We start from the raw sequence: 14,217 nt of genomic DNA, 5'->3' as shown, positions 1-14,217 counted from the left end.
AAAGCCCGGCTGAGCCGGGCTTTTTCGTGCGATTTGTCCGTTTATGCCGTGCCGGTCGAACCGAAGCCGCCAGCGCCGCGCGCCGTCTCGGTTACTTGGGCGCGCTCTTCAATCTTCGGCTGGACGACTGGTGCGAAAACAGCCTGTGCAATACGCATACCGCGTTCGATGCGGAAATCGTCATCGCCCAGATTGATGAGAAGAACCTTCACCTCGCCACGATAATCGGAATCGATGGTGCCGGGCGTATTGAGGCAGGTGATGCCGTTCTTGAAGGCAAGGCCCGAGCGCGGACGAATCTGCACTTCAAAACCTTCGGGAATTTCGAAGATCAGCCCTGTCGGCACCAGCGTGCGACGTCCCGGCAGGAGAACGATCTGGCGATCTTCGGCAACGGCTGCCCGCAGGTCCATGCCAGCCGAACCCGTTGTCTCATAGGCCGGGAGTTCGAGGCCTTTCGCATGTTCGAGGCGGATGATGCCGAGCGTTGGCGCTTGTGCGGATGCTACGGTCATGAGGGGGCCTTTCTTGCGGAACATTGTTTCATCGCGCATCTTGTCTGAAACCGTTTCACACTTTTCAGGATGCGCTCTAAATTGGCGACGCTCATACGTGAAAACCAATGAAAGGTGTACCGTCTATTTGCTGTTTTGCAATGATAGTGCGGCACAGGATCATGCTTTTACACGATGAGTTGCCCTCCGCGAGGGATTTAATCCCGCTCCAACGGCACGGCGGTCGTTTCCTTGATCTCTTCCATGACGAATGAAGCCGAAACATCTGACAGGGGAACGCTGGCAATCAGTCGCTGATAAAGCCGGTCATAGGCCTTGACGTCGGAAACACGCGCCTTCAGCACGTAGTCCAGATCGCCGGTCATGCGATAAACTCCGACGATCTCCGGAAAGCGCCCCATGGCACCGCGAAATTTCGTCAGCCAGTCGGGATCGTGGCTCGACGTGCGTACGAGAATGAAGACGGACAGGCCGCAACCGGCCATCTCGGCATCGACCAAAGCGACGCGCGCCTTGATGATCCCCTCATCCTCCATGCGCTTGACCCGGCGCCAGCAGGCATTGCGCGATAAGTGTACCCGCTCGGAGAGAGAATCAACGGACAGGGTGCCATCGATTTGCAGCTGATCCAGGATTCTTCGATCAATTTCGTCCAGTGATGGTTTCATGATGGGATGATTGTCCCAATAGATAGTAATTATCAAGGATATTTTGAGATTTCATCTCAGATGCATTTGCTAGAATGATTTTCCAGAAAGGCGCGATATGCGCCGTATAACGGGAACAACTTACTCATTGACGGGAGTATTTCCAATGACCACTCGCATCACGCGCCTCTTCACCGAACACCCTCAGTCGGTTGACGAGACCTATTTCGAACATATGGCCTTTGCCGGACGTTTTTCGTTCAAGCTTTTTTGTGCGGCCTTTGCGGCACTGATCCATGCAATTTTGCCATTTTTGTTCGAGAAGACGGCGAGCACAATCGTTCGCCAGCTTTATGAGCGGACGCATAACCGGGGCCGGTAAGTACCGGATCGCAAATGTGTCGTTGGGCCGCCTATCTCGGACCTGAAACCTATCTGGAAGACATCATATCGTCTCCCTGCCATTCGCTCGTGGCGCAAAGCCACGATGCGCATGAAGCCAAAACACGTACCAATGGCGACGGCTTCGGCGTTGCCTGGTATGGCAATCGCGATGAACCGGGCCTTTATCGGGATATTCTGCCCGCATGGTCCGACCAGAATCTTCGCAGCCTTGCGCGGCAAATTCAGTCGCGCCTTTTCCTTGCGCATGTGCGGGCCTCGACCGGCGGGCTGACCAGCCGTTCCAACTGCCATCCCTTCGTTTCCGGACGCTGGAGCTTCATGCATAACGGCCAGATCGGTCATTTCGACCGGCTGCGTCGCAGGCTGGAAAGCCATCTGAGCGACGACGTCTATGGCCAGAAGCATGGCGCAACCGATTCGGAACTGATCTTCCTGCTGATGCTGGAATTCGGCCTCGACACTGATCCAGTGCTGGCCATGAAGCGCATGGTGGCAACGGTTGTCGAGGAAGCAGTTCGCGGCGGTGTGCCGCCATTTCTGCGGCTGACTGCGGCGTTTTCCGACGGGAATCAGCTTTACGCGATCCGCTATGCCACCGATGCTTTCGCGCCGACGCTTTATACCGCGACACTTGGCGGATCGTCCGGCATATGCGTGGTGTCGGAGCCGCTGGACGGTGAAGCCGCCAACTGGATGGCGGTGCCGGCAAACAGTTTTGTCACCGTTTCCCGGCAAGGCCGCATTGCGATCGAGACTTTCGAAGAACCGATTTCCCGACCGCAGGATGCTGTGACGGTTTAGGCGTTCCCGATCAATATACCTGCCGCCAGCACGAGGCCACCGCCCAGAACCACTTGAAGCACAGAGCGGAGGAACGGTGTTTCCATATAGCGGTTCTGGATGAAGGCGATGGCCCAGAGTTCGAAGAAGACCAGAATCGCTGCGATGCTTGTGGCGGTCCAGAAATCCTTGATCAGATAGGGCAGGGTATGGCCAAGGCCGCCCAGCGTCGTCATGATGCCGCAGGACAGGCCGCGCTTGATCGGCGAGCCTCGGCCCGAGAGCTTGCCGTCATCGTGGATGGCTTCGGTGAAGCCCATCGAAATACCGGCACCGACCGAGGCGGACAGGCCGACCAGAAAGGTCTGCCAGGTATCCTGGGTCGCAAAGGCGGCGGCGAAGATCGGGGCAAGCGTTGAAACCGATCCGTCCATCAGGCCAGCAAGCCCGGGTTGGACATAGGTGAGGATGAACTGCTTGCGCTCGGCGGCGCGCTCCTCATCCTGCACATCGTCCGGCGTCAGTGTGTGTTCCAGTGACTCGGCCTTGGCTTCATGCTGCTTTTCCTGCTGGGCAAGGTCGCCCAGCAATTTGCGGGTGTCTGCATCGCTGACGCGCTTGGCCGCCTCGACATAGAATCGATAGGCCTGTTCCTCCATTTCCGATGCAGCTTCACGCACCTTGTCGATGCCAAGCGGACGCACCAGCCAGTCCGGCTTGCGATCGTAATAGCCGCTGACATGCTCGCGGCGGATCAGCGGAATCCGGTCGCCAAAGCGGGCTTTGTGGCGTTCGATCAGCGCATCGCGATGTCCGTGTTCTTCTGCCGCCATCTGTTCGAAGATTTTCGCCGATTGCGGAAACTCGTCACGCAAGCCGTCGGCATAGGCGAGATAGATGCGTGCATCGTCCTCTTCGGAAGATATGGCAAGCGCCAGAATTTCCTGTTCGGAAAGCGAATCGAAAGGGCGACGGTCGTTGCGGAAGAATCGGCTGAGCATTTCGGGAATCCAAAGTTTAGAATAGTTCTAAAATAGGCTTCGACATCTGGAAGTCAAGCCTTGCAGTGCATGCACAATTGGCGCATTAAAACCCACCCGAAAAGATCGGCCCCACTGCGTAAACCACCAGAAAAGAATCGAATCGATGGCATCGACGAATCTCCACGCAAGCAACAGTCCCCGTCCGCTTAACCGGCAGGATTTCCGCACGCTCGGCCTTTCGGCCCTTGGCGGTGCGCTGGAGTTTTATGATTTCATCATTTTCGTGTTCTTTGCGAGCGTCATCGGCCATCTGTTTTTTCCACCTGATATGCCCGACTGGCTGGTGCTGATCCAGACGTTCGGTATTTTCGCAGCCGGTTATCTGGTGCGGCCCATCGGTGGCATTGTACTGGCGCATTTCGGTGACAAGTTCGGCCGCAAGCGCGTCTTCGCCTTCTCGGTGTTTCTGATGTCGATCTCGACACTGGCCATGGCCTGCCTGCCGACCTATGCAACGCTGGGCGTTGGCGCGCCGATCCTGCTGATCGTCTTCCGCATGTTGCAGGGTGCCGCCATTGGCGGTGAAGTTCCGGGCGCATGGACCTTCGTGGCCGAGCATGTGCCTGCCAATCGTGTCGGCATGGCGTGCGGTTTCCTGTGCTCTGGCCTCACGCTTGGCATCATGATCGGCTCGCTTATTGCGACCGCCATCAACTGGATTTTCACGCCGGAAGAACTGGCGGCTTATGCATGGCGCATTCCGTTTTTCATTGGCGGTATCTTCGGCCTGTTTGCCGTTTATCTGCGCCGCTGGCTGGCTGAAACGCCGATCTTCACCGAGATGAAGAACAGCCATCTGCTCAAGGATAAGCTGCCGCTCGGCACTGTTCTGCGCAACCACATGCATGGCGTTATCATTTCGGTGCTGCTGACATGGATATTGTCGGCAGGCATCGTGGTCACCACGCTGATGACCGCAACTTTCCTGCAGAAACTTTATGGCTACACGCCTTTGCAGTCGCTTGCTGCCACAAGCTTCGGCACACTGTTCCTGATGTTTGGAACTGTGAGCGCAGGTGCGATTGTCGATCGCATTGGCAGCGGGCGCTTCTTTGCTGTTGCAGGCATTTTCTTCGGTGTTGCGACTTTCGTGTTCTACACCTATGCGGCGGTTTCCCTGCCGGTCCTGTTTGCACTTTACGCGGTGATGGGGCTTTCGGTCGGCATGGTTGGTGCAGTGCCTTATGTGATGGTACGCGCATTCCCGGCGCCGGTTCGCTTCTCGGGTCTGTCGTTTTCCTACAATGTTTCCTATGCGGTCTTTGGTGGTCTGACGCCGGTGATCGTGACGTCGCTTCTGGCGGTCAATCCGATGGCACACGCCTGGTATCTGGTGTTCATCGCTGCCCTGACCTGTGGCCTTGGTCTTTACCTGATGGCTCGCAGCGATCAGGTCGAAGGCGAAATCGGTCTGACGGAGCTGTCAGTCGGAAATGCCGTTCCACAGCCGAACTGATAAAAATGGCCGCGAAAGCGGCCCTTTTTCAATCAGAGTATCTTCTGCATGAAGGTAAGATCGAGCCAGCGTCCGAATTTCTGGCCGACCTGTTTCAGCGTGCCGCAATCCTCAAAGCCCTGCGATTTATGCAGCGCGATGGAAGCGGCATTGCCCGCTTCGATACCGGCAATCAGTACATGCACCTTTCGCTCGCGTGCTTCTTCCACAAGCTCGGTCAGGAGGGCGCGTCCGATGCCGCCGCCGCGTGCATCGCTTGCCACATAGATCGAAAGTTCGGAGGAATGGCGGAAACCCTCGAACGGGCGAAACGGGCCATAGCTCGCATAGCCGACGACCTGTCCCTCACGCTCGGCAACCAGCACCGGAAAGCCATCGCGATTACGGGCTTTGAGCCATTCACGACGGTTTTCCAGATCGACGAGCGTTTCATTCCAGATGGCGAGCGTGTTCTCTACCGCATCATTATAGATGGCGAGCAGGGCAGGGAGATCGGTTTCCGTCGCATGGCGGATGAGGAGGGTCATTTCAGAACCTTATTGAACAAGAAAACGGCGGGATTTCTCCCGCCGTCTTCGATCATTTGCAAGTGAAAAGAATCACCCTTGAGCTTTCAGTTCCAAACGGCGGCGATGCAGGACTGGTTCGGTGTAGCCGTTCGGCTGCTCGCGGCCCTTGAAGACCAGATCGCATGCGGCCTGGAAGGCAATCGACTTGTCGAAGTCAGCGGCCATCGGGCGATAGAGGGCATCGCCTTCGTTCTGCTTGTCGACGACGGCTGCCATGCGCTTCATGGTTTCCATCACTTGGGCTTCCGAAACGACGCCATGATAGAGCCAGTTGGCGATGTGCTGTGCGGAGATGCGCAGCGTTGCGCGGTCTTCCATCAGGCCGACATTGTTGATGTCCGGAACCTTCGAGCAGCCAACGCCCTGATCGACCCAGCGTACGACGTAACCCAGAATGCCCTGCGCGTTATTGTCGATTTCGTGCTGGATGTCTTCCGGCGTCCAGTTCGGGCGGGTTGCAACCGGCACCGACAGAATGTCGTCGAGCTTGGCGCGCGGACGGCTCTTCAGCTTTGCCTGAACGGCAGCAACATCCACCTGATGATAGTGGGTCGCGTGGAGGGTGGCAGCCGTCGGCGACGGCACCCATGCGGTATTCGCTCCGGCCTTCGGATGGGCGATTTTCTGTTCCAGCATGGCTGCCATCAGGTCCGGCATGGCCCACATGCCCTTGCCAATCTGCGCATGGCCGGAAAGGCCGCATTCGAGACCGATATCGACATTCCACTGTTCATAAGCGCCGATCCAGGCAGCCTGCTTCATATCGCCCTTGCGGATCATCGGGCCAGCTTCCATCGAGGTATGGATTTCGTCGCCGGTGCGATCAAGGAAGCCGGTATTGATGAAGACGACGCGTTCCTTGGCGGCGCGGATCGCTTCCTTGAGGTTAACCGTGGTGCGGCGTTCCTCATCCATGATGCCGATTTTGAGCGTGTTCGGCTTCATGCCAAGAAGCTCTTCGGTGCGGGTGAAGATTTCATTGGCGAATGCCACTTCTTCCGGCCCGTGCATCTTTGGCTTGACGATATAGACCGAACCTTCGCGCGAATTCATGTGGCGACCATTGGGGCCGATATCGTGCAGCGCGATCAGGCTGGTGAAGGCTGCATCCATGATACCTTCCGGCACTTCATGGCCGTCGGCATCAATGATCGCCGGGTTGGTCATGAGATGGCCGACATTGCGCACCAGCATCAGGGAGCGGCCCTTGAGCGACAGCGTGGAACCGTCCGCAGCCTTGTAGCTGCGGTCGCCATTGAGGCGGCGGGTCATCTGCTTGCCGTTCTTCTCGAACGTGTCTTCCAGCTTGCCGTTCATCAGGCCGAGCCAGTTGCGATAAACCGCAACCTTGTCTTCGGCATCGACGGCAGCAATCGAATCTTCGCAATCCTGAATCGTGCTGACGGCAGATTCCAGAACCACATCGGCAATATGGGCCGGATCGGTCTTGCCGATCGGATGGTCCGCATTGACGACGATGTCGACATGCATGTTGTTCTTGGCCAGCAGTACATTGGTCGGGGCGGCTGCGTCGCCATTATAACCCTTGAACTGGTTGGCATCCTTCAGCGCCGTTGCCGAACCGTCGGTCAGCTTGATTTCAAGTTTGCCGTCCTTGACGGCGAGACCGGCGACATTGGCCCAGTTGCCGGTGGCAAGCGGTGCGCTTTCATCGAGGAAGTTTTTCGCCCAGGCGATGACCTTTTCGCCACGCTTCGGATTGTAGCCCTTGCCCTTTTCCGCGCCGTCGGCATCGGAAATCGCGTCGGTGCCGTAGAGCGCATCATAGAGCGAACCCCAGCGCGCATTAGCGGCGTTGAGCGCGTAGCGGGCATTCATCACCGGAACGACAAGCTGCGGGCCAGCGATATGGGTGATTTCCGGATCGACATTGGTGGTCGAAACCGAGAACTCTCCGCCTTCCGGCAGGAGATAGTCAATATCCTTCAGGAACTGCTGGTAATCGGCCTGGCTGTAGCCCTTGTCGCGGTTCTGCTTGTACCAGGCATCGATCTTGGCCTGCAGGTCGTCACGCTTGGCAAGGAGGGCGCGGTTCTTCGGTGCGAGATCGCGGATGATGGCGGCAAAGCCCTTCCAGAACTTTTCCGGCTCCACACCGGTTCCGGGAGCAGCTTCCTTGGCCAGAAATTCCACCAGTTCAGGGGCAACGCGCAAGCCTTCTATCTCAACGTAATTACCGGCTTTCTGAGAAACCATGGCTATGCCTCCTTCAAAATAAACAAATCTACCGCCGGCACTCTTCAGTGCCAGCTATCATGTTGCCTTTGAACCGCTTTGGTGTGCTTTCGTCAATCGGTGCGTGGGCACATCATCTGTGACGCTGCGGCGAAAATAGCTTTTATAGGGACAACTTGGCGCGAATATCGTCGGGCGTAAAGCCTTGTTCGCGCAATGATGCGAGCGCTGTATCCTGGCGGCTTTTCGACAGTTTCATCCCGTCGTCGCCCAGCACCAGATCGTGATGGTGATAAAGAGGCTCGGGCAGGCCGAGCAGCTTCTGCAGCAGCCGGTGCACGGATGTCGCGTGAAACAGATCGTGCCCGCGCACAACGTGGGTGATGCCCTGCAAGGCATCGTCCACGACAACGGAGAGGTGATAGCTGGTTGGCGTGTCCTTGCGGGCAATCACCACGTCGCCCCATTGCGCTGGATCGGCGTTCACGCGTCCGGTCTCGCCATCCGGCCCCGCGCCGCTTTCGTTCCAGAACAATGATTCACCTGCGGCGACAAGCGCCCCAAGCGCTTTCTCCATATTGAGCCGCCAGGCATAGGACATGCCCGAGGCGATACGCTCCATTTGTTCCTTTTCGGTCAGATCGCGCTCGCTTTGCGGATAGAGCGGTGTTCCATCCGGGTCGGAAGGCCAGTCCTTGCCCTTGGCGAAAGCTTCGCCGATCCGCTCGCGAACTTCGCCCCGGCTGAGGAAGGCCGGATAGACAAGGCCCTTGTCGGCAAGTTTGGTCAGGGCGTTGCGATATTCGCCGAAATGTTCCGACTGGCGGCGCACAGGGGTTTCCCATGTCAGGCCAAGCCAGCGGAGATCGTCGTAAATGCCTTGTTCCAGCGCAGGCGTACAGCGTGCTGTGTCGATATCTTCCATGCGCAGCAGGAAGCGCCCGTTGCTCTTTTTGGCCATATCTGCGTTCAGAAGAGCGGAATAGGCATGGCCAAGGTGAAGCTGGCCATTGGGACTCGGAGCAAAGCGGAACACAGGTGCGGTCATGGTGTTTTCAATGTCAGTTGCCGGTGTCAGTTGAATGTCATCTGATTCCATTGGTACGTTGTGCGCCGAGAGAATGAAAGGCTGTGCGATGCGGCGGATCGATACATTGAGCGATATTGAGGCGGGGCTGGAGGCTCTGGTTCTCGCTGATATTCGGCTGGCCGATATTCGCAGCCGGTCCCATGCGGTGCCGCTGCGCCGGTCCGAACCCGGATTTGAAAGCCTGGCATCCATCATTGTCGCACAACAGGTTTCGACGGCCAGTGCCGCCGCGATCTGGGCCCGGCTGAAACAGGCCATCGATCCGCTGACGCCCGAAACCTACATTGCGGGCGGAGAGGAGGCTTGGCGTTTTGCTGGTCTCTCGCGTCCCAAGCAGAGAACGCTGTTTGCCTTGAGTGAAGCTTTGGCAGAAGGGGCAATCGACCTGCATGGGCTTTGCGATCTGCCTGCCGAAGAGGCGATCGCGGCACTGACGGCCATCAAGGGCATCGGCCCGTGGACGGCGGAGGTCTATCTTCTGTTTGCTGCCGGTCATCCAGACGTGTTTCCGGCGGGTGATGTGGCGTTGCAGACGGCTGTTGGCCACGCCTTTGCCCATGAGATCCGGCCCGATGCTGTTGCCCTTCGCAAGCTGGCGGAAGACTGGGCGCCATGGCGCGGCGTGGCAGCGCGATTGTTCTGGGCTTATTATGCGGCGATCAAGGGACGTGAAGCGGCGCCACTTTTATAGATGCTGCTGTAAAACTTGCGTGTTTCCCGAAGCATAAATGCGTTTCCGCTTCACAATCCTGTCACGTCGGGCTTACATTATCCGCATCGGCTGATGACGGAATTTCGATTCGCGGAAGCTTGATTTTCTGCTGATTGCAGTCCCGTCCTTAGAGCGCCGTGCGCCCTATGGGGCGCACAAAGGTGCTCTAATTATTTGAGAATACGCATCGGGCTTTTCAAAAATCGATTTCGATTTTTGGACCGATGCGTGGAAGGTTGGAGCGTCGTTGTTGCGCCCAAATGGACGCGCGGCGCTTCGATGAAAGCGCAATTCCGCATGGAGAGCCATTTCGCCCTTTTTCGGAGTTGCTCTGAAGGAGGTGCGCCCTTGACTGTTGCCGTCTCGCCCAGAACCGTCTCGACCAGTGGCTTGCCCGCGCTGGTTCTGAACGCTGATTACCGTCCGCTCAGCTATTATCCCCTGTCGCTCTGGTCTTGGCAGGATGCGATCAAGGCGGTGTTTCTCGAACGCGTGAACATTGTGGCGGAATACGATCACATCGTTTCCTCACCATCGTTCTCCATGCGCGTTCCGAGCGTGATTTGCCTGAAGGATTATGTGAAGCCGCCGCGCTATCCTGCGTTCACGCGCTTCAACGTCTTTTTGCGTGATCGTTTCGAGTGCCAGTATTGCGGCTCGCCGCATGACCTGACTTTCGATCACGTTACCCCGCGTTGCCATGGCGGCGAGACGACGTGGGAAAATGTGGTCGCCGCCTGTTCACCATGCAATCTGCGCAAGGGCGGCATGATGCCTGCCGTCGCGCATATGTGGCCGCGCCAGAAGCCAGCCATGCCGACTGTGCAGGACCTGCACAATAACGGCCGCCTTTTCCCACCCAACCATCTGCACGATAGCTGGCTCGATTTTCTGTACTGGGATGTCGAACTGGAGCCCTAATCCCTATAGTTTCCCGCTTTTACTTCCCACTTTTCGCAAAAGCGCCGTAGTAGCCGATAGCTGCAAAGAGCAGGCTTGCGACGACGTTCCATCCGGCAAAGGACAGGCCGAGGAAGTGGCCCGGCGCGCTGTCGCATGCGGGCGGACGCGTCGAATTGAGGTCGCTCAGGAGATTGCCTGCATCCAGCGTGACTTTCATTGTCGCGGCACTGCAATCAATCGGTCCCGGCCAGTATTTCAGTTCAACGCCGGTATGATAGATGGCAAGCGCCAGCCCGAAGGTCATCAAGAGTGCGCTGATCAGGATAAGACCGCGCGTCAGGATCGGGGGCCATTTCAGGCCGTAGGAGACCCAAGCTGCAGCCAGAACCGGAACGCCGATATAGTAAGGCGTGCGCTGTTCGAGACAGAGCTTGCAGGGCATGAAGCCAGCCAGATGCTCGAAGCCCAGTGCCGTGCCGACAGTAGCGGCAAGACCGATGGTCATGATGCCTGCGGTCCATGCCTGTGTTTTGCCGACCGGATTATTGAGTGCAAACGCCATATGGGATTCCCTGAAAAGGCTCTCTTATTCTTAAGGCAAACTGCTTGCTTGTCTCCAAGCAATTTATTTTGACCGAGTTTGGGCGAACCGCTCAGGCGTGAAGATATTTCACAGCAAAAAAGAGCGCGATCAGGACGACAGCCACGAGACTTGCGATCAGGCCAAGGCGCTTTTCGATGAAATCGCGGATTGGTTCGCCATAACGGCGCAGCAGCCAGGCGAGGAAATAGAAACGCGCACCGCGCGCAACGATGGCCGATGCGATGAAGAGCCAGATATTGATGCCAGCTGCACCGGACAGGATCGTCACCACCTTGATCGGCGGCAGATGTGCAAGGCCGGAGGTGATCAGCATCAATAGAATGGTGTCGGCGCTGGTTGTACCGCGCAATTGCTCGAATGTGTCGAGCTTGCCGTACATCTCGAGTACCGGTTTGGCGATCTGCTCATAGGCATGATAGCCGAGATACCAGCCCGCAATGCCGCCAAGGACGGAAGCCACTGTTGCGATGAAGGCATAACGCCAGGCGCGTTCGGGGCGGGCAAGCGCCATGGGCAGAAACAGGACGTCGGCGGGGACAAGAAAGACCGAGCTTTCTACAAAGGCGATGATGGCGAGCCACCATTCGGCGGATTTTCTTGCGGCAAGCGAAATCGTCCAGTCGTAAAGGCGGCGCAGCATATATTTTCCGGATTATCTTTGGCGGAAGCCATATTAGTAGTTGCACCGTCTATAAATAAAAAAGATGGCGCGAACAATGCGCGCCATCTTTTTTGACACTGCTTTCCAGGGAACGGTATGGAAAACAGCGGTTTTTAACGCTTGTAGGCGCTGCAGATATATTTGGTCTCGAGATATTCCTCGATGCCGTATTTGGAGCCTTCACGACCGAGGCCTGACTGCTTCACGCCGCCAAAGGGCGCGACTTCGTTGGAAATGAGCCCGGTATTGTGACCAACCATGCCGTATTCCAGTCCTTCGCTGACGCGGATCGCGCGGCTGAAATTCTCCGTATAGAAATAAGCCGCCAGACCGAAGATCGTATCATTGGCCATGGCGATGACTTCTTCTTCCGTGTCGAAGGCGAAGAGGGGGGCCAGCGGGCCGAAAGTTTCTTCCTTGGCTACGATCATGTCAGGCGTTACGCCCGTCAGCACGCCTGGTTCGAAGAACAGGCCGCCCAGTTCTTTACCGCCGGTGATGAGCTTCGCGCCCTTGGATACGGCATCGTCAATATGTGCCTTGACCTTGGTGATGGCCTTCGGTTCGATCATTGGGCCGATGACGACGCCTGGTTCTGTGCCATTGCCGACCTTGAGTTCCTTGACCTTGGCCGCGAGCTTCTCAGCGAACTTGTCGTAGATCCCGCGCTGCACATAGATGCGGTTGGCGCAGACACAGGTCTGGCCCGCATTGCGGTATTTGGAAATCATGGCACCGTCGACGGCGGCGTCCAGATCAGCATCGTCGAACACGATGAACGGCGCATTGCCGCCAAGTTCCAGCGAGATGCGCTTGATGGTCGGGGCGCATTGCGCCATCAGCAGGCGTCCGACTTCCGTCGAGCCGGTGAAGGAGAGCTTGCGCACAATATCATTGCTTGTCAGTTCGGCACCAATTTCACGCGCCTTGCCGGTAACGATCTGGAGAACGCCAGCCGGAATGCCTGCCTTTTCGGCAAGAACGCCAAGCGCCAGTGCCGTCAGCGGCGTGAGGTCGGCGGGGCGCACGATCATGGTGCAACCGGCCGCAAGGGCAGGGGCTGCCTTGCGGGTAATCATCGCTGCCGGGAAGTTCCATGGCGTGATTGCAGCGGTGACGCCGACCGGCTGGCGGATGACCGTCAGGCGCTGTCCCGCCTGCGGGGCAGGGATAGTGTCTCCATAGACGCGCTTTGCCTCTTCGGCGAACCATTCGATGAATGATGCCGCATAGAGAACTTCGCCGCGTGCCTCAGCAAGCGGCTTGCCCTGTTCCGACGTCATGATAAGAGCGATATCGTCGGCATTGGCAACGATGAGATCGAACCATTTACGCAGGATCGCTGTGCGCTCCTTGGCGGTCTTGGCGGCCCATGCCGGGAAAGCCTTTGCGGAAGCGTCGATAGCTTCCTTGATGGTCGCGACAGAAAGAGAGGGAACTGTGCCGATGACCGAACCGTCTGCCGGATTGGTCACGTCGATCTTGGTGCCGTCCGTGGCGTCTATCCAGCGCCCGTCAACAAGGCATTGCGATTTGAGCAGCGAGGGGTCTTTCAAAGCGAGCATATTGATGTTCCATCCCAGTCTTGCAGAGAAAGCTCGTTCAGTATATTGAACGGCTTACGATATTTTGAATTAAACAGCCCGTAATAACCAAAGTCAAACGGTTAATCAGGCGTCGATCAGGTGAACGCAAAGCTATGACGAAAACGGTGAGCGACGAAGAGAGTTCCCAGAAACTGGTGCCGGCAGTTATGCGTGCGGCACAAATTCTGGATCAGATCGCGAAATCCACGCAGGAAGGCGGCAAGGGGTCTGCGGACGGGCTCAAGCTTTCCGATCTGGCCCGTCGGACTGGCTTGCCGAAGAGCAGTGTGCACGGGCTTTGCCAGACACTGGTTCATCTCAAGCTGCTGAAGCTCAACAGTGACGGAAGCTTCACAATGGGATCGCAATCGGTACGCTGGGCCAATGTGTTCATGGCTGGCAGCGACATTGTCGATGCATTTCATGAGGCGGTTGCGGATGCCGATGGGCTTGGCGCGCATACATTGACGCTTTCGCATCTGGAAGGACCAGATGTCATTTATCTTTCGTGCCGCAACTCGACCGCGCCATTGGGAATCACATTCCGCATCGGTATGCGCGTTCCCGCTGTCTTTACCGCGACTGGCAAGGCCATGCTGGCAGCGATGTCGCCGCAGGAGTTGGTCCGTCACCTGCCGCCCGAATGGCCCGAGCTGATCACGCCGACCAGCGCGCCTTCGCTCAAGGCGTTGGAGGCCGAGATGGCAGAGGCGAAAGCAAGAGGCTATTCGCTGGATAACGGCCAGTTGCGCGAAGGCATGTTCTGCATCGGCGCTGCGATCTGTGACCGGCCTTTCCACCCAACGGCCGGTATCGCTCTGTCCATGATGGCGGCTGAGGCTCGTCCTGACATTATAGAAGATATGGGCAAGCGTGTGCGCGCCCTTGCGAATGATGTGGCGGATCGCATGGGATGGCTCTCTGCCTAGGGCGGAATAGTCCTTTATATAAAGGGCCGCTTTGAGCGGGCTTATTTTCAAGTTGGCCTGTGGAAAGAAAATTCCTTCTTTTTTACGAAACTGCGTTGACAGTTTGGAATGATGGGGTCTA

The 14,217-nt window shown here is 57.3% G+C and carries 15 protein-coding genes; 6 read left to right on the top strand and 9 right to left on the bottom strand.

The window, feature by feature from the left end:
• Positions 1-41: 41 nt before the first annotated feature.
• Together dut and AC1RHM_RS19815 are read right to left on the bottom strand one after the other, a co-directional pair.
• The gene (gene dut / locus AC1RHM_RS19820; RefSeq protein WP_010661329.1) at positions 42-515 is read right to left on the bottom strand and encodes a dUTP diphosphatase; all 474 of its coding nucleotides are present in this window, start codon (positions 513-515) and stop codon (positions 42-44) included.
• 197 nt (positions 516-712) lie between these two features.
• Positions 713-1,183 carry an Lrp/AsnC family transcriptional regulator gene (locus AC1RHM_RS19815; protein WP_010661328.1) on the bottom strand — a complete coding sequence of 157 codons (471 nt, stop codon included), beginning with the start codon at positions 1,181-1,183 and terminating at the stop codon, positions 713-715.
• A gap of 145 nt (positions 1,184-1,328) precedes the next feature.
• On the opposite strand from AC1RHM_RS19815, the gene AC1RHM_RS19810 reads away from it, so the two are divergent.
• The gene (locus tag AC1RHM_RS19810; protein WP_006473246.1) at positions 1,329-1,544 is read left to right on the top strand and encodes a DUF6356 family protein; all 216 of its coding nucleotides are present in this window, start codon (positions 1,329-1,331) and stop codon (positions 1,542-1,544) included.
• Between the two features lie 14 nt (positions 1,545-1,558).
• Positions 1,559-2,368, top strand: coding sequence for a class II glutamine amidotransferase (locus tag AC1RHM_RS19805; RefSeq protein WP_010661327.1), 810 nt, complete (start codon positions 1,559-1,561; stop codon positions 2,366-2,368).
• On the opposite strand, the gene mbfA is transcribed toward AC1RHM_RS19805, so the two are convergent.
• Complete coding sequence (gene mbfA, locus AC1RHM_RS19800) at positions 2,365-3,348, bottom strand: iron exporter MbfA (protein ID WP_010661326.1); 984 nt, start codon at positions 3,346-3,348, stop codon at positions 2,365-2,367. The genes AC1RHM_RS19805 and mbfA overlap by 4 nt on opposite strands.
• Positions 3,349-3,493: 145 nt before the next feature.
• Here mbfA and AC1RHM_RS19795 point away from each other — a divergent pair, with 145 nt between their 5' ends.
• Complete coding sequence (locus AC1RHM_RS19795) at positions 3,494-4,846, top strand: MFS transporter (protein WP_010661325.1); 1,353 nt, start codon at positions 3,494-3,496, stop codon at positions 4,844-4,846.
• Positions 4,847-4,878: 32 nt separating this feature from the next.
• On the opposite strand, the gene AC1RHM_RS19790 is transcribed toward AC1RHM_RS19795, so the two are convergent.
• From AC1RHM_RS19790 to gluQRS, 3 genes are all read right to left on the bottom strand, one after another.
• A complete protein-coding gene (locus AC1RHM_RS19790; RefSeq protein WP_010661324.1) occupies positions 4,879-5,373 on the bottom strand; it encodes a GNAT family N-acetyltransferase in 495 nt (164 codons plus the stop codon).
• A 72-nt stretch (positions 5,374-5,445) separates the two neighbouring features.
• Positions 5,446-7,632, bottom strand: a complete 2,187-nt coding sequence (locus tag AC1RHM_RS19785; RefSeq protein ID WP_010661323.1) for a malate synthase G — start codon at positions 7,630-7,632, stop codon at positions 5,446-5,448.
• A gap of 142 nt (positions 7,633-7,774) precedes the next feature.
• On the bottom strand, positions 7,775-8,659 hold the full coding sequence (gluQRS, locus tag AC1RHM_RS19780) for a tRNA glutamyl-Q(34) synthetase GluQRS (RefSeq protein ID WP_010661322.1): 885 nt from the start codon (positions 8,657-8,659) through the stop codon (positions 7,775-7,777).
• 88 nt (positions 8,660-8,747) lie between these two features.
• Between gluQRS and AC1RHM_RS19775 the strand changes: the two genes are divergently transcribed.
• Together AC1RHM_RS19775 and AC1RHM_RS19770 are read left to right on the top strand one after the other, a co-directional pair.
• The gene (locus AC1RHM_RS19775; RefSeq protein ID WP_029376263.1) at positions 8,748-9,392 is read left to right on the top strand and encodes a DNA-3-methyladenine glycosylase family protein; all 645 of its coding nucleotides are present in this window, start codon (positions 8,748-8,750) and stop codon (positions 9,390-9,392) included.
• A gap of 369 nt (positions 9,393-9,761) precedes the next feature.
• The gene (locus AC1RHM_RS19770) at positions 9,762-10,334 is read left to right on the top strand and encodes an HNH endonuclease (protein WP_010661320.1); all 573 of its coding nucleotides are present in this window, start codon (positions 9,762-9,764) and stop codon (positions 10,332-10,334) included.
• A 19-nt stretch (positions 10,335-10,353) separates the two neighbouring features.
• On the opposite strand, the gene AC1RHM_RS19765 is transcribed toward AC1RHM_RS19770, so the two are convergent.
• The 3 genes from AC1RHM_RS19765 to AC1RHM_RS19755 form a co-directional block, all read right to left on the bottom strand.
• Entirely contained in the window at positions 10,354-10,878 is a 525-nt protein-coding gene (locus AC1RHM_RS19765; protein ID WP_010661319.1) for a disulfide bond formation protein B, read from the bottom strand.
• 91 nt (positions 10,879-10,969) lie between these two features.
• Positions 10,970-11,560: a YqaA family protein gene (locus tag AC1RHM_RS19760; RefSeq protein WP_010661318.1), complete on the bottom strand. Its 591-nt coding sequence runs from the start codon at positions 11,558-11,560 to the stop codon at positions 10,970-10,972.
• A 134-nt stretch (positions 11,561-11,694) separates the two neighbouring features.
• Positions 11,695-13,146 carry an NAD-dependent succinate-semialdehyde dehydrogenase gene (locus AC1RHM_RS19755; protein ID WP_010661317.1) on the bottom strand — a complete coding sequence of 484 codons (1,452 nt, stop codon included), beginning with the start codon at positions 13,144-13,146 and terminating at the stop codon, positions 11,695-11,697.
• 134 nt (positions 13,147-13,280) lie between these two features.
• On the opposite strand from AC1RHM_RS19755, the gene AC1RHM_RS19750 reads away from it, so the two are divergent.
• Positions 13,281-14,096: an IclR family transcriptional regulator gene (locus tag AC1RHM_RS19750; protein ID WP_010661316.1), complete on the top strand. Its 816-nt coding sequence runs from the start codon at positions 13,281-13,283 to the stop codon at positions 14,094-14,096.
• The last annotated feature ends 121 nt before the right edge of the window (positions 14,097-14,217 follow it).

It is taken from the genome of Brucella sp. GW823-FHT04E01, assembly GCF_058796175.1.
This window is presented reverse-complemented; position numbering and strand designations above follow the sequence as displayed.